This window comes from Chroococcidiopsis sp. CCALA 051 (assembly GCF_003015105.1).
GTDB lineage: Bacteria > Cyanobacteriota > Cyanobacteriia > Cyanobacteriales > Chroococcidiopsidaceae > Chroococcidiopsis > Chroococcidiopsis thermalis.
Genome location: NZ_PYCI01000002.1, coordinates 65,089 through 83,426 on the forward strand (window position 1 = coordinate 65,089; position 18,338 = coordinate 83,426).

The following is an 18,338-nucleotide window of genomic DNA, read 5'->3' on the forward strand; positions in this document are numbered from 1 at the left end:
TACCAACTACCAACTACCAATTACCACTAAACAATCCGAGCGGCTTTGAGCATGTGATAGGAAATTAGGAGTTGAGTTAAGGCAAGTGGATAACTTTGCAGTATTTCTCCGGTTGTTCCCACTAACTTACCCAGATCGGGGTTGCTATCCGTACTGCAAAATGGGATTAAGGAAGGAATTTCGCTACACAACATTCGTTCTAAGTGAATTACGTCTTCCTTGGTGGCATGACCGTCAATTTCGAGGACATCGACTGGCTTACCCATATCGCGATCGAGTTCTAGGCGAATTGGTGAGGTATAGTTAGCTCGATTAGACTGAATGATTTCGGTAAAACCTGGATGGGGAATGGTCGGACGCAGAACTAGTCTGACGTTCAAATTCTGTTGACTGTTGCTCTCTTCTGCATCTTCGCGCGGTGGATAAAAACTGACTACAATATCAGACCACTGGCGCTGGGGACGGATAAAAGCTTCAGAATCGGGTTCGCGCTTTTGTAATTCTCCCATGACTTGTTCTGGAGTATAACCGCGCTTCATGGTGTCGCGCTTAACTTTCCAAGTTGCCCGCAGCGATTCGGGTGGCGCAAGGTAAACTTTGACATCATAGCTATCTCTCGCACCCCGGGTAGAATAACCGAGCAAGCCTTCGACGATCACAAATTTATCCGGCTTAATATACTGTGGTGGCTCAAACGTACCTGTGTTGTGACTGTAGACTGGTTTGAGAATTGGCTGTCCCGTTCGCAAGAGAGACAGGTGTTGTTGCATAATATCCAGATAGTTGCAGTCGGGATGTAATGCCGTAATTCCTAGCTCTTTACGTTGGACGCGATCGTAGCGATGGTAATCATCGGTACAAATTACCGTGACATTTTCTTCCCCTAGTACCTGAGCAATTCCTTTAGTTAAAGTTGTTTTGCCAGCGGCACTATCACCAACAATACCTAGCACGATTGGACGATTGCTCATGGTGACTCCTACGAAGCTAAAAAGGCTAGCCAAGGTAATTCTTGGATTGGCTTTATTCTAGGCAAGAATGCAGAGCAACTCAACAGTCATCAGTTATCAGTTATCAGTTATCAGTTATCAGGAAGCAGGGAGTCGGGAGTCGGGAGTTGGGAGTTGGAATTAATTTTGAATTTTGAATTCTGAATTCTTTGAGTGGGTTGATTTGGTGGAATTCGTTCCGTAGAGATTAGGGCATCTATGACAGATTTCACTACGGGAACGGCTGTGGTGGAACCGCGAATTAGTTGACCTTTAGGTACTTTGGTCGGTTCGTCTATGACTGCTAAAATAACGTAGCGCGGCGCATCTACGGGTAAAATACTCACAAAACTAGTAATTTTGGCTGTACTATCGTAGCCACCTCTGGCACTGGCTTTTTGAGCCGTACCCGTTTTACCCGCAATTCGATAACCGGGAATCCGAACACTTTTCCCCGATCCTTGTGTAACCACAGTCTCCATCATTTCTAGTACTGTTTTCGCAACTGAAGGAGAAAACACTTGCTGCGGTGTTGGTAAGGTCGGTTGCCATTGAGGATGACCATTGGAATCGAAGCGCCCTCTAACGACATGAGGAGTGACGAGTTTACCACCATTGGCTAAAGCAGCGTGCAACTGTACGAGCTTAATCGGCGTGAGAGCAAAACCTTGACCGAATGAAGCGGTAGCTGGCTCAATTGGGTAAGTTACAAACTGCTTTTTACTTTTGATTTGACTAGGAGCGACAGCAGCTAAATCTGTAGCGAGAGATTGCCCTATCCCTAATTTTTTCAACCAATCATAGTAGGTGGCTGGAGAAATTCGTTGTGCAATCTGTACCATTCCAACATTACTAGAATGTTGTAAGATGCCAGCGACAGAAAGCTCTTTGTAAGGTTCTGGATCGGCATTTTTAATGATCCTTCCACCTATTTTTATCGTGTCTGGATCGGGAAAGATTTCATTAGGATGAATTGCTTTTAGCTCCAGCGCGATCGCCACATTTAATGGCTTAAATGTCGATCCTGGTTCGTATAAATCTGAGATTGCCCAATTCCGAAATAACTCAAAATCAAATTTGTAAAATTCATTTGGATCGTAAGATGGTTCGTCCACCATTGCCAAAATGCTGCCGTCTCGCGCATCCATGACAATAACGCTACCCCGCTTCGCCTGCACTGCCTTTAACTGCTTACTGAGAGCTGCTTGAGCTGCACGCTGCAAGCGCAGATCTACAGTCAATTCCAAGCGTGTATCATCAACCTCGGCAAAGTTATCGGGAACGGAATAACTCATAATTTCGTTATTTCCGTCCCTGGACAACGATGGAATTGGTTTGACCAAGCTTTCTAGTTGCTGATTGTGACTCGCTTCTACCCCTGCCTTGCCTTCACGATCCGTATTCACATACCCCACTATGTCTGCTGCTAGAGTGTGTTGCGGATAGAAGCGCGAAAATTGTGGAACTAGCTCAAGACCTCTAACCTTCTTACCATCAATCGTCAAGCTATCGATCTGCTGGAACATTTCTTCAGGGACAACTGAAGTCAAGCGAATTGAATTACTAGGTTGATTGAACCGCTTGACAAGCTGAGCAGAAGAACTCTGGAGTAGGGGTGCTAGCCGATCGGCAATTTTTTCTTTGGATACATTAAATTGACCGGGACGAGCATATAAGTGATAGACCAACCGATCCATCGCCAGTACATTTTGATTGCAATCTACAACTGGGCGACGGATGACAAACCCAGGCATACTTGTCAACTGCTGTTTGCGTGCTTGTGCAAACAATTTTGGTGCGTGTATGACTTGCAGCCGATACAATTTTATTCCCATTGCTACGCAAGTTCCCATCAGAACACTCCATACAAGTAGCAGCCGCAATAAGGGCAAGCGGTTGCTCTTTTGTTGCTGATTTGAAACTGGCTTTTCTACCGTCCGAGGTTGCTTCAGCCGTTGGCGATGCTGAGGGCGGTTTGCTTGGCTGCGATCGCGGTTTTTAGCAGTACGACGCTGACGACGGGCATCAGAAGAAGGAAAGATAGACATTTTCAGTAATGCGTGGTGAGGGAGCAGGGAGCGCACGAGTCGGGAGTTGGTAGGGGCGGGTTTCCAAACCCGCCCGTAGGGAGTCGGGATAAGAGAGCTGAGGGAGCGAATAACATAAACTCTACACCCTACACTCCACACCCCACACCCTGTTCGCTGATAACTGATAACTGTCTAATAACCGAGTGGCAAAGAAGTCAAACGAGGAGGTTGAGTTGCGGGTGAAATTGGCTTTGGCGCTCTGTTAGTCTGGCTGGCTGGCTCTAGGGCGATCGCCTCAGCAGGGCTAGGATACACGAGTCCCGTTTCTGGTTGCTGTGCTTGCGTTGCTAAATCGTTTTTTAGCACTTCATTTTTTTGCATCAATTGCCGTTCTTGTTTTTTTAAGTCTTCTAGTTGACTGCGCGCTTCTTGCCACGAGCTTTGGGAGTACGCCGACCAGCCATAAGCTACAAGTAATGCAGTCACTAATAGAGCAGTCACAGCCGCACAGCGATTTTGTAAGTGGCGTAAACTAGTCAGCCATACAGGAGCCGAGCGCGAACTACTCAAAGATCTGACGCTCTTAGCATTAGCAGGCACTGGTTTTTGCCGCTGGCGACTGGAAACACGAGTTTTAGGAGCCTTAGCCATAATACTTAGCCATCATACTTTGGGCAGATGAACACCCCAATTCTAATGGCAACTTTCTCTAACAGATACTCTCGTCAACTTTGTTAAAGAAATTTATTCACTGAAGAAGTCGCCAGAGAACATTCTGTCTCCTGTCTCCTGTCTCCTGTCATAAAAGTACTGTATTAATTTCTCACACTCAAAGTTACGTCCAGAGAGGGAAGATATTTGACATCAGGAACGACTTAAATAAAACTTTAATTTTGAGGGTATGGCATCCATGCTTGAAGTATAAGCTTTATAAATGAAGCTCTGTGCTGCAAGTAAATAAATTCAACCAATCGTCAAAACCCTCAGTCCAAGCTGTATATCAGCCGTCAACTTAAGCCGCTATAGTTCCGGTAGTGTCAAAAAAGTCAACAAATGCGGTATCGTGATCAAGAGCGGCTCGTTCATTTTTACCGCATTTGGTGAAAGAGGAGTTATGAACAAAAAATTCATCGGTTTAGCTTTAGTTTTCAGCTTATTGGGCGGCTTTTTAGGAGCCTGTGGTGATGCTGGTGGTGGTGGCGGTACTGGTACTAGCCCCTCTCCGGCTGAATCCCCTTCTCCTGCTGCTACCCCCTAATTGCAGCGATCGAGTCAAAAGCTCGCTCTTTATTAATTGTCAAGATCTCCTGCACAGCAACAATTCTCAGCCTTATCTCCCTGTGAAAGCTGCTGTTGCAGGAGAATTTTTTTTGGTAGTTGGCTAGTGGCTAGATAAAGAATCTAGCCACTAGCCACTAGTCACTTAATTCTTATACTCGTACCGCGATCGCCCAGGGAAGCAAAATCTAAACTCTCTCCTGCTTCTAAGGCAGCGCGGATGGCACTTGTGTTTGGTTCGATTGAAGTGGTTGTGAACCGTTCGGGGAGTTGCTGCGGTGAGAGATCTGGTTTAAGGATTAAGGGGGCTTTACCGCCATTTTTGGATAAAGACAGCCGATAACGAGTAGTTTCAATCGTCTTGAGTTGCTGCGACTCAAAAAACCATTTCAATCGCTCTTTTAAGAGTTGCGATCGCCTTTCGTCCGCTCTAGCTAGCTCCATCAGACGTTGCGCTTCTGCTTTTCTCGCCTCAGCACGCGCTTGCATTTCCGAGATCAAAGCCGCGTATCCATCCAACTTGCGATCGCGTTCTGTTCCTAGCTGTTGTAACCATTCGTTGAGGAGTTCTTGTTGTTGGGTGTCGTCTCCAGCTTCATCTAGGATTTCATTTAATCGCTCTAAATCTTCACCAATACTAAAGAGCGATCGCGATCTAGATTGGGGCAAGTTATTTTCAGATGAATTTTTTTCGGCTGAATGAGATGGAGTCACCTTTCAAGTGTCCTAATTCAATTGGTAATCGGTAATGGGTAATGGTTGATGGCGATCGACGACCAACAACTAACAACTAACAACTAATTACCTCTCATCATAAGCAAATAATTATCAGCTTTCTTGCAGAATCGGTTGGGCTTCTGGTTTTGGTAAGGAACGCAGGTGATTGAGAAATTGTTGTAGTTCCTGCTGGCTGAGCTGCTGACGGCTGGATTTGCCAAATTTATCTTGTAAGTATAGTCGTCCTTGGGTACTCGACCAACCGACACGCTTTAATTCTGCCGTGGTTTGTTCCAGCAATACCGAGTCTACTTTGCTAGGATTGACGACATATCGATTCATTGGCTGTCTGGAATTGAGCCTTTGTGGTGTCCTTTCTGGATCGTCATCTGATGGGAGACAAAAGCAAGAACGAACGGCGTATTTCGTGGCTCCTGTAATTGCTTTATATACAGCTTTATCGCCAGTAGGACGACTATCTTTCCACGAATAGTCTTCGGCGTAACCTGGCGCGCTGACACTTAAAGACTCACCTGTTTCTGTATCTACAATCGTTAAGCGGACGACTACTGAAGCTCGTCCCGGCTCGATGTGAGATTCGATACAATCGGCGATCGCGATTAATCCTTGTTCGCTACAGGCTTTGTGTACTGGTAGAAGAACATCGCCAGCAGTGGTGTAGCTATATTTCTGAAAGTCGTTCCAACCAGTTTTTTCTAAAGGTTGCAAATTCTTTTGTACGGCTAAGATCTTTTTATATAGCTGACTTTTAGTATGAGTCGCTGTTTCGCTGGTTGCTGTGGCGCTAGTTAATGTTTCGCTCATAACGCTATCCTTGGTGGTGTTACCTGAAGCTGGATTCAGAGGCGATCGACTCCGTTCGAGCTGTAAGTGAAAATATACCTGCCTACCATTATAGTACACATGTACTTAAACCTGATTTCTATACCTCCCCTATTACCAACCTAGCCTGGTAATCTGGGAATAGAGCAAATTTCAAGCAGGCTATGGAAGTTTTTCAGGCTAAAATCGAGCATCTTGAACCGATAGCTATACTATTTGACCAATATCGCGTTTTTTACGGACAAGCATCGGACTTGGCAACTGCAAAGATTTTTCTGCAAGAACGATTGCAAAAACACGATTCTGTCATCTTTGTTGCAAGCGATGGACAAATCGTCGGATTTACCCAGCTTTACCCTAGTTTTTCTTCAGTATCGATGCAACGAATTTGGATTTTGAACGATCTATTCGTCGTCGCAACGCATCGTAGACAAGGAATTGCCAAATTATTGCTAACAGGAGCAAAGCAGTATGCTCAAGAAACTGGAGCAATCAGAATGACTCTCGCCACACAAATTTCTAATCTCTCAGCACAAGCTTTGTATGAATCACTCGGATACACCAGGGATGAAGAGTTTTATCACTATTCGTTGAGAGTGAGTGAATTTTGACTTTTGACTTTTGACTTTTGACTTTTGACTTTTGACTTTTCCATCATCTTTGCAACCAAACTGCCCGCAGTCCAGCAGCTTTCGCACCATGATAATCTTCTTGTAAGCTGTCGCCTACGTGCCAAGCCAAATTTGCCGAACATTGATGTTTGTCTAAAGCAGCAGCAAAAATTTGTGGATCGGGTTTAGCCGCACCAACTTCGGTAGAAATTGTTACGGAAGTGAAAAACTTGGATAAATCCAAAGCTTGTAAAACCGAATGCAAGCGTGAATCGAAATTAGATAGCACCCCTAACTCAATGCCTAATTTCTGCCAAGATTGCAATGCTTGTAGCACGTCGGGATAAAGTACCCACGGTTTTGCTGTGGAAAAATGTACGTACAGTTGGCTGAAATAGCCAGAAAAATCGGTAAAACTATCTAAACATTCAGCTTTTTGAAAAGTATTTCGCGCGATCGCTTCCCACCATTCAAATTCGCATTGAGGAATTTCCTCTGGCTGCTTGCCAGGAAATACAGGCGGTGGTGCAGTTTTGAAACTTTGATAAAAAGCACTGTTGACACGATCTGCTGGTACGGTAACGCCAAATTGTTGTGCGATCTGAGCGTACACTTCACCAACACTGCCTTTAACTCCAAACATTGTCCCGACAGCATCGAGAAAAATCACTTTAGGTTGCTTGACATCACTCAGTTCGCTATCCATCGTGCTTCTTACGATTTGTGTCATTTTGTAAAATTTATGAAATAATCTATCAATAGAGGGAGTTACAAATTGTAAAAATAACTAGCAGCAAAATATAAATGAATCTGAGTAGCTTAGCGCAGCCATTGCTCAAAGAAAAGCAAGAAGAGTTAGATATTCAAGATTTACAAGGTTTATGGCGAATTAATTGGAAAATCGATCGCATTACACTGTACTCAGGAATTTACACGCGAGTAGACCAAGTGTTTATTATTTGGGCTGTCATTGTTGGCGTTATGTTTGCCACAGCGCAGTTTTTACCGATTAATTGGACAATCCAAGCGATTTGGTGGTCGAGCTTGACTATAGTTGGTGCGATCGCCATGATGAGTCTAACTTGGTTTTGGGCAGGAGTAGAACGTCTGCGTTGGGTCGTCTGTGGTTGGGCAATTTTAGTACTAACGGGTGTGGTTTTCACCGATTTGGGGATATTTCTCGGTTGGGGTGAGATTTTAATCCACTTATGCCCGATGTGGTTGAGTTTGAGTGCAATTGGTTATTTGTTTACGGGCATTGGTTTGCGATCGCGTGCTTTATGCTTGGCTGGATGTCTTCACTTTTTGAGCGTTGGTTTCTTATCTTACGTCGGCGGTTGGCAGTTTCTCACAACTGGTGCGGTCATGAGTTGTAGTTTACTACTGCTAGCTCAATTACAGTGGGATATGCGATCGCCAATTGAATATGCACTACTGACTTCCGCACAGCAGCAGTTTAACCGCCAGCAACACCAGCAAAGAATTCGGCATACCCCTACGGGGAAACAAACTACGGCAGTCGGAATTCGGAAATAAAATCTTAAAAAATTGTTTCAAGCTATACAGAATTTTCTGGCATCGTCCATAATTAAAAGTACAAACTATTAGCGAACAAACCGCTAATGTTGTTCAACCAGAGCAGAAATTTTGCTGTTTAGTCTGCTAATTTTCGCCCGAAGGAGAACGATGTCAGGGTAGAAAATGGTTGCCCCAAACTCGCGAGTGTTTAATTGACCGTACAACTTAATTGTTGGTAGTGCTGGTATTGGTGTAGGGTTTTTATCGTTTCCCCTGCTTTGCAGTCTTTAGAGGGATGTGAAACCATCCATTTAGAACAGCCTGACAAGACTGACAACTATAGCTATTGCCAACAAGCAAATCAAAAATTACCGTTACACGCTTTAACAAGAGTGTGTATCATGTGTCTCCGTCTGTAAATTCTGTATCCTTGATAATACTTTTCAATTTCCCTCAAGTTCACAACACTTGAGGTTTTTATTTTGGAGGTTTTTTATTTGGGATGTTTATTTAGGTAAAAATACTTTTATTTCTGAATTTCTAATTCTTGTCTTCTGTATTTCGCCTGCAAGCGATCTCACTCGTTCTGCTAATCGGTAGATCTCGATACTAACCATTAGCAGTTCCAATGTACGCTTTCAAACCATCAACGGGAATCAATTTTAAGCATAGCTATTCTCAATGATTTTCCCTTTATAAGAAAAATTTATCTAACTTATCGCATAGTTTATTAGATAAATAAGTTCTTTGTAATCCATATAAGTGTAAGCTTTGATTAATTGAAAAATTAAAACATCATAAATCTGCTTGGTTTACATATTCTCAGCTACACCCGTGGCTTTTCCAGGCAGATTCAATGTATTCAGAGTTTGAGTCGTTTTACGCAGTGAGTATTTATACCGATGGCTGACACCTTCCTCCAAACCATCTGGTTAGTTCCCATTTATGCCCTGATAGGGGCAATTTCGACTATTCCTTGGTCGCCTGGAATTATTCGACGCACGGGACCCCGCCCAGCAGCATATATTAACTTGGTAACGACTGCTATTGCTTTCACCCATGCTTTAATTGCCCTGAGCGCATCTTGGAACAAACCAGCTCAATACTTATATTTTTCCTGGTTGCACGTAGCCAATTTTGACTTTACGATCGCCGTAGAAGTTTCTTCACTTACGGTAGGTGCGATCGCTTTAGTTACAGGCTTAAACGTGCTGGCGATCGTCTTTGCGATCGGCTATTTAGAAATGGACTGGGGGTGGGCGCGTTTCCACGTCATGATGGCGCTGTTTGAAGCTGGGATGTGCGCCTTAGTACTATGTAACTCCCTGTTCTTCAGCTACTTTATTCTAGAAATTCTCACCCTGTGTACTTATTTGTTACTAGGCTTCTGGTTCAGTCAGCCATTGGTAGTCACCGGAGCAAGAGACGCTTTTTTGACCAAACGGGTAGGCGATTTGTTTCTATTGATGGGGGTACTTGCCCTATATCCCCTCGCTGGAACTTGGGATTTCTCGGAACTTGCACGGTGGGCGCAAACAGCTAACGTCAACCCCACAGCAATAACATTAGTGTGCTTGGCTCTGATTGCCGGTCCAATGGGTAAATGCGCCGTATTTCCACTGCACTTATGGCTGGACGAGGCAATGGAAGGTCCCGTACCAGCAACGATTTTGCGTAATTCCGTAGTTGTAGCAACAGGTGCTTGGGTACTCGTGAAACTTCAGCCAGTCCTGGCACTTTCGCCTTTCGCCCTATCTTTTGCCACATTCATCGGTGCGGTGACAGCCGTAGGTGCTTCTTTGATTGTCATCGCTCAAGTTGATGTCAAGCGCGCTTTGTCATATTCTGTCAGTGCCTTCATGGGTTTGGTATTTGTGGCTGTAGGTACGGGACAAACTCAAGCCGCACTACTGTTAGTGTTCACCCATGCCGTAGCAATTTCACTGCTCGTCATGAGTACGGGTGGTGTGGTCTGGAATAGTATTACTCAGGATCTCCGCCTTTATGGAGGTTTGTGGTCGCGCCGACCGATTTCGGCTATTGCCTTTATTGTTGGTGCAGCCGGATTAGTGGCTTTTCCACCCTTAGGCGGATTTTGGGCATTGCTGCAAATCGCAGATGGATTGTGGACAACTCAGCCTTTGCTAGTCGGAGTAATTTTAGTCACGAATGCGCTGACAGCTTTCAGCGTCACCAGAGTATTTTGTCTCATGTTTGGCAATAAACCCAAGCCAATGACCGTGCGATCGCCTGAAGTTCATTGGCCTATGATGTTGCCAATGACAATCTTAATGGGTTTTGTCATGCACGCTCCGTTAGTATTGCAAAGCTTATCGTTACTGCCAGAATGGGCATACATCAACAAAGATGTAGCTTTGTTATTAATTTGGTCTACGATTTTTGGGTGCAGTATCTCAGCTGTCGTTTACCTCTCACCCTTGGTTCCAAAACCAGTCACGCTACCTTGGAAACCACTGCAAGACTTTTTCGCCTACGACCTCTATACAGCTAACTTGTATCGGGTAACGATTGTATTTGGAGTAGCCGTAGTTTCTCGCCTAATTGCTCTGATCGATCGCTACTTAGTTGATGGGATTGTAAATTTAGTTGGCTTAGTCTCGATTTTCGGAGGCGAAACCCTAAAGTACAGCACTTCTGGACAATCGCAATTCTACGCCTTAACCATCTTGCTAGGCGTTTGTTTGCTAGGCACGATCGTCGGCTGGCCCCTCCTATCCCACATGGAACTCAGTTTTTCATTCTGAAAAGTGACTAGTGACTAGTGGCTAGTGGCTTGATTCTTTATCTATTCACTAGCCACTCACCAACTACCAACTACCAACTACCAACTACCAATTTCAAAATCGTTATGCTGAGTGCTTTGATCTGGATACCTGTCGTCGGTGCTGCTTGCATTGGATTTATACCAATGAAAGGAGATCGGGCGCGATCGCTGGCTTTGGCGATCGCGACTGGTATCATTATTTGGACGCTGGTACTGCTGAGTCAATTTGACATCTCCCTAGCTGGGATGCAATTTTCCGAACTGTTGCCTTGGATTGATACCTTGGGGTTGAGCTACAGCTTAGGGGCAGATGGTTTGTCTATCCCTCTAGTCGCCTTAGCGGGGGTATTGACTTGGATTGCAATTTATAGTAGTAGCGAAAATATTACCCGTCCTCGGCTGTACTACGCTTTGTTACTGCTGATCTATGCTGGGGTGGTGGGTGGATTCCTGGCGCAAAACTTGCTGCTGTTCGTCCTATTTTACGAAGTCGAGCTAATTCCTTTCTATCTGCTGATTGCAATCTGGGGTGGAACGGCAAAGCGCGGCTACGCTGCGATGAAGTTTTTGATTTACACGGCAGTTTCAGGAATTTTGATTCTGGCTGGCTTTTTGGGTATTACTTGGCTGACAGGATCTTCTAGTTTCGATTACAACGCGATCGCCACCACAGGATTACCCCTACAAGCGCAATTAATCCTCCTTACCATCCTATTAGTTGGATTTGGCATTAAAATTCCTTTGGTTCCCCTACACACTTGGTTACCTGATGCTTACACAGAGGCTTCTCCACCCGTAGCAATTATGTTAGGGGGAATCCTAGCAAAGTTAGGAACCTATGGGATTATCCGATTCGGTTTAGGATTATTTCCCGAAACTTGGGCGATTGTCGCCCCTGGTTTAGCAATTATCGGGGCAATTAGCGCGGTTTATGGTGCGGTAACGGCGATCGCGCAAAAAGACATCAAGCGCATGGTTGCCTATAGTTCGATCGGACACATGGGTTATGTCATGCTGGCTGCGGCTGCTGCTACCCAGTTGAGTACGGTTGGTGCAGTGGCGCAAATGGTTGCTCACGGTCTAATTTTGGCAATTCTATTTAACTTGATCGGTGTCATTGAAGCCAAAGTTGGGACTCGCGAACTCGATGTCTTAAACGGATTGATGAGTCCAATTCGCGGATTGCCATACATTAGCGCCCTTCTAGTAATGGGGGGCATGGCAAGCGCGGGAATTCCAGGCATGACTGGTTTTATTGCCGAATTTTTAGTCCTACAAGGCAGCTACGCTAGATTTCCCTTACCTACTCTCGTTTGCGTTCTATGTACGGGGCTAACAGCGGTATATTTTGTGATTTTGCTCAACCGTACTTGCTTCGGGAAGTTAGATAACAAGACGGCTTATTATCCCAAAGTTACCTGGTCGGAAAAAGTTCCCGCCCTCGTCCTCACGGCACTGATCCTATTTTTGGGCATTCAACCCACTTGGCTAGTACGTTGGAGTGAAACTACTACCACTGCTATGGTTGCTACGGTTCGCGTCAATAATACACAGCAAATTGCAATCAAAAATTAGGTGAGGCGCACAGCTGTGCGCCCCTACCACTACTCACTACTCACTACAGATATGGTACTTGCTCAAGAAAAATCTACAACGAAGCTGCCCCCATCCAAGCATGAATTTGCCGATATCATTCATCGCTTAGAAGCAGGCGGGGCAATGCTACCAGATACGCCAGAAAATTTGATGCAAATTATCGGTATTTATAAGGCATATGCCGTACCGATGGATTTCTACTGGCGCGACTTATTGTATATTGGCGAACGAGTCTTTCTCGATCCGCTACCTTTCTTCAAATACTTCATTCCTCAAGAGTATTTAGACCTGCACAATCATTATGCAGGCGACGATGCCGATTTGCGGATTTGGCGAGGACCCGCCACAGTGCATCCCGAACTACTTGCCTTTATGGAGAAAGGTGAAACTCGCAAGATGCCTAGATTGTTGCATCACTGGTTCCACGATCGCATCAACATGGAATTTGCCGAAGAATGTATGCGGGCGATGTTGTGGCACGGTAGAGATATGGGTTATGGCAAGTTTGATGCCTATCTCGACTCGGATGAATATAAGGCAAATGCCGATCGCGCCATTAAAGCTTATTTCAAGTACAATCCAGCCATGCTGGGGCTGTATAAACTGTTCCCAGAAATGTTTTTAGAACAGTGCCGTCAGGCATCTTACTACGCCAACTTGGGCTTATTCTGGGAGGTAATGGCTCCAGTCTTCTTCGAGATGTCTGATATCTACGATGAAGGCGGATTTAAGGGAGTTCCCGACGCGATGAATTTCTTGGTGAATGGAATTTTTGCGATCGCGGGTCGTCCAATTTACCACCACGTTTATATTCGCGGCGAACGCTACGAAATTATTCCTAAATCAAAGGGTTTTACCTGGCTTTACGAAGCGGCGTTACCTTATGTAGAAGCTGTTTTCTACCGCACCTCTCCTTTCCGGGGAACGAAATCATATAATGCCCAAGCTGGACAAATTCCTACCGAACAAAAAGATTTCCACTATGGCGTTTTATATGCTGATAAATTTCCTGTAGGTACGGCTGGTATTCCACCTACGTTATTAGCACAAGATATGTATCATTTCTTGCCTCAATATCTTAGAGATTATTACCAGCAACACTGTCGAGGCGAAGATGATATTTTAGTGCAATTGGGTATTACATTCCAGCGATCGATGTACTGCGTAACTTCGGCAGTTATTCAAGCGTTAAGAACTGCATTGTTGTATCCGTTAGACGATCCAAATCCAAGACATTTGCAAGCAAATCGAGAATTTTTTGAAAAGCAAATTAATCGCTTCTGTCGTCCAGAATTTAATATGCGAGATGCGGCGCGTTTGAGACAAATTCAGACTTCAGATTATCGCTAGAAGATCCCCCCAACCCCCCTTCAAAAGGGGGGCTTTTTATGTAAACATTATTGCCTTAAAAAGGGGAGCTTTTTGTGAGGATATCTGCGATCGCTTGCGAAATTGGTAAACCAGCATGTTTTTCCAGCCAATAGAACTCTCCTACGGGATTAATTTCTAAAAATATATAACGCCCGTCTGGAGTCAAAATGAGATCGAATGCTCCATAGTTTAACTGAAAATATGTCATCATCTGTCGCAATCTTACAGCAAGTTCTTGAGGAAGAGTGTAAGGTTGCCAAGCATCAATCAAAGTCAATCCTTGTCGCCGCCAGTCATGACGCGCTTCAGGAGAAATTTGAGAATCAATAGCAGCTGTAAATACGTGCTGTCCGACAATTGTTGTCCTTAGTTCTAATGCTTTAGGAATGTTTTCTTGAAAGCACATTGGACAAAAGCGCAATCCCTCTAAATTTTCTAAATCCTCTGGCTTAACTGAATTGGTAAAAACAACTTGCTCTTGTCCTCGATCGTAGATTGCAAAGGTAGTGAGCATTTTCGTCACCATACCCGAACTGCACTCTCGTGCAAATTCCAGCACTGCTTGGGGATTGTTTGTAATTAGAGTACGCGGAGTTTCTAAACCAAGCGATCGCGCAATTTGTAATTGTAACTGCTTGTGTTCTGCACGGCGAATATGGGACACGGAGTCAAGGTGAAAAATATTGAGACTAGCGATCGCCCCCAGAATCGTAGCTTGCGACTCTTGAACTGAGGCTTGGCGTAGTTGAGTATCCATCGTTGTGGGAATCCTTGCACCCATGCGAATGCGTCGATACCAAACTGCGGAGACATCTTGTAAATTGAGTTGGTTTGCACCATCAATTAGTACGAACCTTTCCGTTCCCAGTCCGAAATAAATCTCTAACTGTGTCTGCGTCGGAAAGCGATCGGTATCAAAGCGAAATGCCTTTCCACCTTGAGCTGCGATCGCATCCATAACTAAGGAAATACCCTCATGATCTCGACTATGAGTCACGATCAAAACTGTCATATCGTTATACTCCAATTTGCGATCGCTAACTCGTAATTCGTAGCTGTTACTCTCTACATCATGACTTGATAATTATTTTCTATCATTAAGCTAAGTGCTTGTACTTAGAGTTAATAAATTACGAATTACGAATTACGAATTACGGCTTACAAACTATTTCTTGTAATAATCAGAGATTGATGGAAACTTTGGAAACTCAGGCATAGATGGCATTTTGGGTACATCGATCGATGGGAATTCATAACCTTTATTACCACCGTCAACGTCAACGTCAGATGGATATGCTAGCGTTGTTGCATATTCGCTACCACCACTCACAGATGCCATTTCTGCTTCTGAAAGTTCTGCTCCAAATTGTCCTTCTAGAAAGTGGGCGAAAAAAGGAATTGGTGAATTTAAATTTCGTGAATTCATGTCAGACATAGGTTTTATTTACCTCCGATTGTTTAATTCAAGTTACAGTAATAGCTCAGCAAACTCTTATCAAAAGAATTTAGAATTATAGTCGTAGAACTATGAATGACAAACCCCACAGACAAATCTACGGGGCTGAAAACAGAAAAATCTAATTTTTTCACGCCTTATATGGGTTTGAAAGCATTCAACTTATTCTGAATTTCAAATTCTAAATTTTTAAGTTGTATTGCTAAGCTTTAGTTAGCAACCTATACTCACCACTTCATCCAGCAGTATAGAGGTTACGCACACCTTTACAAAAATTTATTTAGGGTATATAAAAACGCATGGGTATGGTCGGATATCAGATATTGTCAAGGGCGGGTTTTGACCAAAGATTTCTTGCCGTCAGCCGTAAATCTTTTGCTAAACCCGCCCGTACAAGAGTCAGGAGCCGATTGGTAATTGCCCCCAGCCCCCTGGGCTCCCTCAGCTTCCCTAGCTCTCTTCTCTAGGGTACTTCAATCGGAATCAAAGCATTCTCAGGTAAATACTGCTGGAATCTACCCTCGTCCGCCAATACTAAAACTAAGCGTAAAGGGTAATCAGGTGGCATTTGCAGATCTGCCCAAGGAACTGCGACTTCTAAACAACGCTCCAACGCTACTTGAGCGCGACTGGCGCGGGGATGCCATTGATAGTGTTCTCCCGCCTCTTGAAAGTGAACCGATTGTGTCAGTAAGTTAACTTCCAAGCGATGGTGAAACATATAGTTCATTGGCGATTGCTCTGGCAAGTCTACCAAAGGTGCGGGGCTGTTATGCATGGTGCGATCGGGATAGAACCAGAGTAAATTGAGTTCTGGTGGCAAGTCCTGACCTGGCTTTGCTCCTGTTTTGAAATCTAATCTGAGATAGAAATTTAGGTGATCTACGCCATACCAAATGCGCTGAACCGTGCTGCTTTGATGCATCGTTCCCCGCGCTCCCCCAACTTCTAAGCGTCCGGCTTTGTCCCAGTCTTGCTCGTCGCCCATGCCATCAATATTAGGGTGAATAAAGCTTTGGGGGCGATGGTCGGCAGGAGCAGCATGAATTTCCACCGGACGCAACAGCACTGGAGGAACGGGTTGATTTAAGGCTTGATAAATGCCACACAAATGCTCTCGAAATAACTGGTCGAAGATAGCATCGTGATTGGAGGAATGACCTTCACCAAACCACCAAAACCAATCGGAACCCTCAGCAGCGTACAAAGCTTCCCAAACTTCGGGGTTATTCTCTTCTGTCGCCTCTGGATGCTGTGCCAATACCTCTCTCGCTGCTGCTAGCAAGTCCCAAGCTCGATTTTTTGCCGGGTCGCCAATCCAAGTGGTAAAGCTGCCATCTACCCAGGAACCGCTGTGTAATTTCTCACCTGGAATTGTTGCAGTTGGGGGAAAAGCGTCGATAAATTCCGAGACGGTGACGAGTTTGATATGAGGATGGTTGCTGAGAGTTTGATATAAGTTTTCTAAGAAGGGTTTGCCATCTTGAGGATAGTATTCCCAGCAGTTTTCTCCATCTAATGCAATCGTGACGAGCCAAGGTTGTTCTAAGCTAGTACGATCTCCTTCTTGGTGATGTTTGAGCTGATGGGCGATCGACTCCAAATGTCCCACCAAATCTGCTGCGGCGCGTTTGGGAGGCATCGAACCATAGGTAAAGCCAATTAAATCTGACAATCTATGGTCGCGAAAGACAATGGATAAATCTCCGGCTGCTGTCTGCAAGCGATAGGGACGGTATAACAATTCTGGTTCGACGACATTTCCCGCCCCGTCACGGTGGAAAAAGTGCTTGAGCGTCCACCCTAAAACGGCTTCATCAGAGACGATCCAATTAAATCCTTGCTTGATAATATAGGGGAGAATTTCAGGGCTGACAGACTGTTCGGAGGGCCACAAACCCCTGGGTACTTGTCCAAAGCGGTCTTCGTATAACTCCCATGCTTTTTGCAAGTGACGCGGAATATCTTCTGCCCACTGAAAGCGGTAGTTAGGCAGGTTCATATTCGGTACGGCAACCCGACCGGAGTTAGTATCGGCAAGTAAAGGCAGAATTGGATGAGTATAAGGCGAGGTAGTAACTTCTAGTTGCCCCGTTTTTTGCATGTGGCGATGTTGGGGGACAATTCTACTAATAATTTCCCTTTGTTTAGAATAAATCCGCTGGCGATCGCTTAAAGTAAAACCCCGACCTTGCTGCAACCATTGAGCAATTTCAGGGTCGTCCCAAAAAATTGGATCGATCCAAACCAAATTATGCCAAGCCAGTAGATCGCCGTAATCTTCCTTCTGCCAATTGTCCAAACACCAAGCTGCACCGCGTTCCTGCCGTTGATGGTACAACTCTGCATAACGGGGGTGGGGATCGATCAGGGTATGATGGTTGGCATCAAAAAAGTTAGCAATAATAAATTGTTGCTGCTCCCTTTGCAGTTGCTCTGTAGGTGTCAAGCTAACTGTCAGATATGGATCGAAAGCAGTCCCAGCAATGTAATCTTCTAGTTGCAGAATCAGAGAAGGAACGAGGTTAACCGTTTGATGTAACTTAGGATAACGCTCTAGAATTAACACCAAATCCAAATAGTCTTTTGTCCCGTGCAACCTGACCCACGGCAAGCGATACTGATTGGATGTAGAAGCAGAACTGCGATCGCGACTTTTATACAGTGGTTGGTGCTGATGCCAGACGAATGCAACGTATAAAGGATGGGGCATAGGTATCGATCGGTAGTTGGTAGTTGGTAGTTGGTAATTGGTAATTGGTAATCGGTGGTAGACGCTACACGGAGTGAAGACAGTCAACCGTCAACCGCGAACTGTCAACCATTAACCCATTACCCATTACCCATTACCCATTACCTCATCGCTAGATCACTTGTTCGACTTCAGCGATTTCGGGGATCATTTCCCGCAAACGGCGCTCGATTCCCATTCTCAGAGTCATGGTAGAACTAGGGCAAGAACCACAAGCTCCTTGTAACCGCAACCGCACGATTGGACCGTCGAGTTCGACGAGTTCTACGTTGCCACCATCTGACATTAGATAGGGGCGCATTTCATCCAAAACTGTTTCTACATTATCTGTTGTAAGTTCCATAGAATTAGACCTTTGTTTAACAAACTTGCTAAAACGATCCTAGCTCTAG

The 18,338-nt window shown here is 44.7% G+C and carries 16 protein-coding genes; 6 read left to right on the plus strand and 10 right to left on the minus strand.

The window, feature by feature from the left end:
* Positions 1-26: 26 nt before the first annotated feature.
* The 3 genes from C7Y66_RS00830 to C7Y66_RS00840 form a co-directional block, all read right to left on the minus strand.
* Positions 27-971 carry a phosphoribulokinase gene (locus C7Y66_RS00830; protein WP_015152158.1) on the minus strand — a complete coding sequence of 315 codons (945 nt, stop codon included), beginning with the start codon at positions 969-971 and terminating at the stop codon, positions 27-29.
* A gap of 110 nt (positions 972-1,081) precedes the next feature.
* Positions 1,082-3,037 carry a penicillin-binding protein 2 gene (locus tag C7Y66_RS00835; protein ID WP_233222467.1) on the minus strand — a complete coding sequence of 652 codons (1,956 nt, stop codon included), beginning with the start codon at positions 3,035-3,037 and terminating at the stop codon, positions 1,082-1,084.
* Positions 3,038-3,211: 174 nt separating this feature from the next.
* Positions 3,212-3,670: a hypothetical protein gene (locus tag C7Y66_RS00840; RefSeq protein WP_015152160.1), complete on the minus strand. Its 459-nt coding sequence runs from the start codon at positions 3,668-3,670 to the stop codon at positions 3,212-3,214.
* 463 nt (positions 3,671-4,133) lie between these two features.
* On the opposite strand from C7Y66_RS00840, the gene C7Y66_RS31535 reads away from it, so the two are divergent.
* Positions 4,134-4,277, plus strand: coding sequence for a hypothetical protein (locus C7Y66_RS31535; RefSeq protein WP_015152161.1), 144 nt, complete (start codon positions 4,134-4,136; stop codon positions 4,275-4,277).
* A 161-nt stretch (positions 4,278-4,438) separates the two neighbouring features.
* On the opposite strand, the gene C7Y66_RS00850 is transcribed toward C7Y66_RS31535, so the two are convergent.
* Positions 4,439-5,011: a siphovirus Gp157 family protein gene (locus C7Y66_RS00850; RefSeq protein ID WP_015152162.1), complete on the minus strand. Its 573-nt coding sequence runs from the start codon at positions 5,009-5,011 to the stop codon at positions 4,439-4,441.
* A gap of 114 nt (positions 5,012-5,125) precedes the next feature.
* Positions 5,126-5,839 (minus strand): ERF family protein, encoded by a 714-nt coding sequence (locus tag C7Y66_RS00855; RefSeq protein WP_015152163.1) that lies wholly within the window; start codon positions 5,837-5,839, stop codon positions 5,126-5,128.
* Positions 5,840-6,021: 182 nt separating this feature from the next.
* Here C7Y66_RS00855 and C7Y66_RS00860 point away from each other — a divergent pair, with 182 nt between their 5' ends.
* Positions 6,022-6,468 (plus strand): GNAT family N-acetyltransferase, encoded by a 447-nt coding sequence (locus tag C7Y66_RS00860; protein WP_106544122.1) that lies wholly within the window; start codon positions 6,022-6,024, stop codon positions 6,466-6,468.
* Between the two features lie 43 nt (positions 6,469-6,511).
* On the opposite strand, the gene C7Y66_RS00865 is transcribed toward C7Y66_RS00860, so the two are convergent.
* Positions 6,512-7,198, minus strand: coding sequence for an HAD family hydrolase (locus C7Y66_RS00865; RefSeq protein WP_233222468.1), 687 nt, complete (start codon positions 7,196-7,198; stop codon positions 6,512-6,514).
* 74 nt (positions 7,199-7,272) lie between these two features.
* Between C7Y66_RS00865 and C7Y66_RS00870 the strand changes: the two genes are divergently transcribed.
* The 4 genes from C7Y66_RS00870 (at position 7,273) to C7Y66_RS00885 (ending at position 13,717) form a co-directional block, all read left to right on the plus strand.
* Positions 7,273-8,004 (plus strand): hypothetical protein, encoded by a 732-nt coding sequence (locus tag C7Y66_RS00870; protein WP_106544124.1) that lies wholly within the window; start codon positions 7,273-7,275, stop codon positions 8,002-8,004.
* 884 nt (positions 8,005-8,888) lie between these two features.
* A complete protein-coding gene (locus C7Y66_RS00875; protein ID WP_106544125.1) occupies positions 8,889-10,751 on the plus strand; it encodes an NAD(P)H-quinone oxidoreductase subunit F in 1,863 nt (620 codons plus the stop codon).
* A 104-nt stretch (positions 10,752-10,855) separates the two neighbouring features.
* Positions 10,856-12,346, plus strand: a complete 1,491-nt coding sequence (locus tag C7Y66_RS00880) for an NADH-quinone oxidoreductase subunit M (protein ID WP_106544136.1) — start codon at positions 10,856-10,858, stop codon at positions 12,344-12,346.
* Positions 12,347-12,397: 51 nt separating this feature from the next.
* Entirely contained in the window at positions 12,398-13,717 is a 1,320-nt protein-coding gene (locus tag C7Y66_RS00885; RefSeq protein WP_106544126.1) for a CO2 hydration protein, read from the plus strand.
* Positions 13,718-13,772: 55 nt separating this feature from the next.
* Here the strand turns inward: C7Y66_RS00885 and C7Y66_RS00890 are convergent, their stop codons facing one another.
* The 4 genes from C7Y66_RS00890 to C7Y66_RS00905 all read right to left on the minus strand — a co-directional run bounded on the left by C7Y66_RS00890 (position 13,773) and on the right by C7Y66_RS00905 (position 18,289).
* Positions 13,773-14,750, minus strand: coding sequence for an MvdD family ATP-grasp ribosomal peptide maturase (locus tag C7Y66_RS00890; protein WP_106544127.1), 978 nt, complete (start codon positions 14,748-14,750; stop codon positions 13,773-13,775).
* A gap of 153 nt (positions 14,751-14,903) precedes the next feature.
* A complete protein-coding gene (locus tag C7Y66_RS00895) occupies positions 14,904-15,173 on the minus strand; it encodes a microviridin/marinostatin family tricyclic proteinase inhibitor (RefSeq protein WP_106544128.1) in 270 nt (89 codons plus the stop codon).
* A gap of 484 nt (positions 15,174-15,657) precedes the next feature.
* Entirely contained in the window at positions 15,658-17,907 is a 2,250-nt protein-coding gene (locus C7Y66_RS00900) for a glycoside hydrolase (protein ID WP_106544129.1), read from the minus strand.
* 151 nt (positions 17,908-18,058) lie between these two features.
* Complete coding sequence (locus C7Y66_RS00905; RefSeq protein ID WP_015152173.1) at positions 18,059-18,289, minus strand: NifU family protein; 231 nt, start codon at positions 18,287-18,289, stop codon at positions 18,059-18,061.
* Positions 18,290-18,338: the final 49 nt, after the last annotated feature.

Excerpts from the sequence above, each read along its gene's own strand:
- C7Y66_RS00830 (WP_015152158.1), bottom strand. The coding sequence starts at position 971 with ATGAGCAATCGTCCAATCGTGCTAGGTATTGTTGGTGATAGTGCCGCT.
- C7Y66_RS00835 (WP_233222467.1), bottom strand. The coding sequence starts at position 3,037 with ATGTCTATCTTTCCTTCTTCTGATGCCCGTCGTCAGCGTCGTACTGCT.
- C7Y66_RS00840 (WP_015152160.1), bottom strand. The coding sequence starts at position 3,670 with ATGGCTAAGGCTCCTAAAACTCGTGTTTCCAGTCGCCAGCGGCAAAAA.
- C7Y66_RS31535 (WP_015152161.1), top strand. The coding sequence starts at position 4,134 with ATGAACAAAAAATTCATCGGTTTAGCTTTAGTTTTCAGCTTATTGGGC.
- C7Y66_RS00855 (WP_015152163.1), bottom strand. The coding sequence starts at position 5,839 with ATGAGCGAAACATTAACTAGCGCCACAGCAACCAGCGAAACAGCGACT.
- C7Y66_RS00860 (WP_106544122.1), top strand. The coding sequence starts at position 6,022 with ATGGAAGTTTTTCAGGCTAAAATCGAGCATCTTGAACCGATAGCTATA.
- C7Y66_RS00865 (WP_233222468.1), bottom strand. The coding sequence starts at position 7,198 with ATGACACAAATCGTAAGAAGCACGATGGATAGCGAACTGAGTGATGTC.
- C7Y66_RS00870 (WP_106544124.1), top strand. The coding sequence starts at position 7,273 with ATGAATCTGAGTAGCTTAGCGCAGCCATTGCTCAAAGAAAAGCAAGAA.
- C7Y66_RS00875 (WP_106544125.1), top strand. The coding sequence starts at position 8,889 with ATGGCTGACACCTTCCTCCAAACCATCTGGTTAGTTCCCATTTATGCC.
- C7Y66_RS00880 (WP_106544136.1), top strand. The coding sequence starts at position 10,856 with ATGCTGAGTGCTTTGATCTGGATACCTGTCGTCGGTGCTGCTTGCATT.
- C7Y66_RS00885 (WP_106544126.1), top strand. The coding sequence starts at position 12,398 with ATGGTACTTGCTCAAGAAAAATCTACAACGAAGCTGCCCCCATCCAAG.
- C7Y66_RS00890 (WP_106544127.1), bottom strand. The coding sequence starts at position 14,750 with ATGACAGTTTTGATCGTGACTCATAGTCGAGATCATGAGGGTATTTCC.
- C7Y66_RS00895 (WP_106544128.1), bottom strand. The coding sequence starts at position 15,173 with ATGTCTGACATGAATTCACGAAATTTAAATTCACCAATTCCTTTTTTC.
- C7Y66_RS00900 (WP_106544129.1), bottom strand. The coding sequence starts at position 17,907 with ATGCCCCATCCTTTATACGTTGCATTCGTCTGGCATCAGCACCAACCA.
- C7Y66_RS00905 (WP_015152173.1), bottom strand. The coding sequence starts at position 18,289 with ATGGAACTTACAACAGATAATGTAGAAACAGTTTTGGATGAAATGCGC.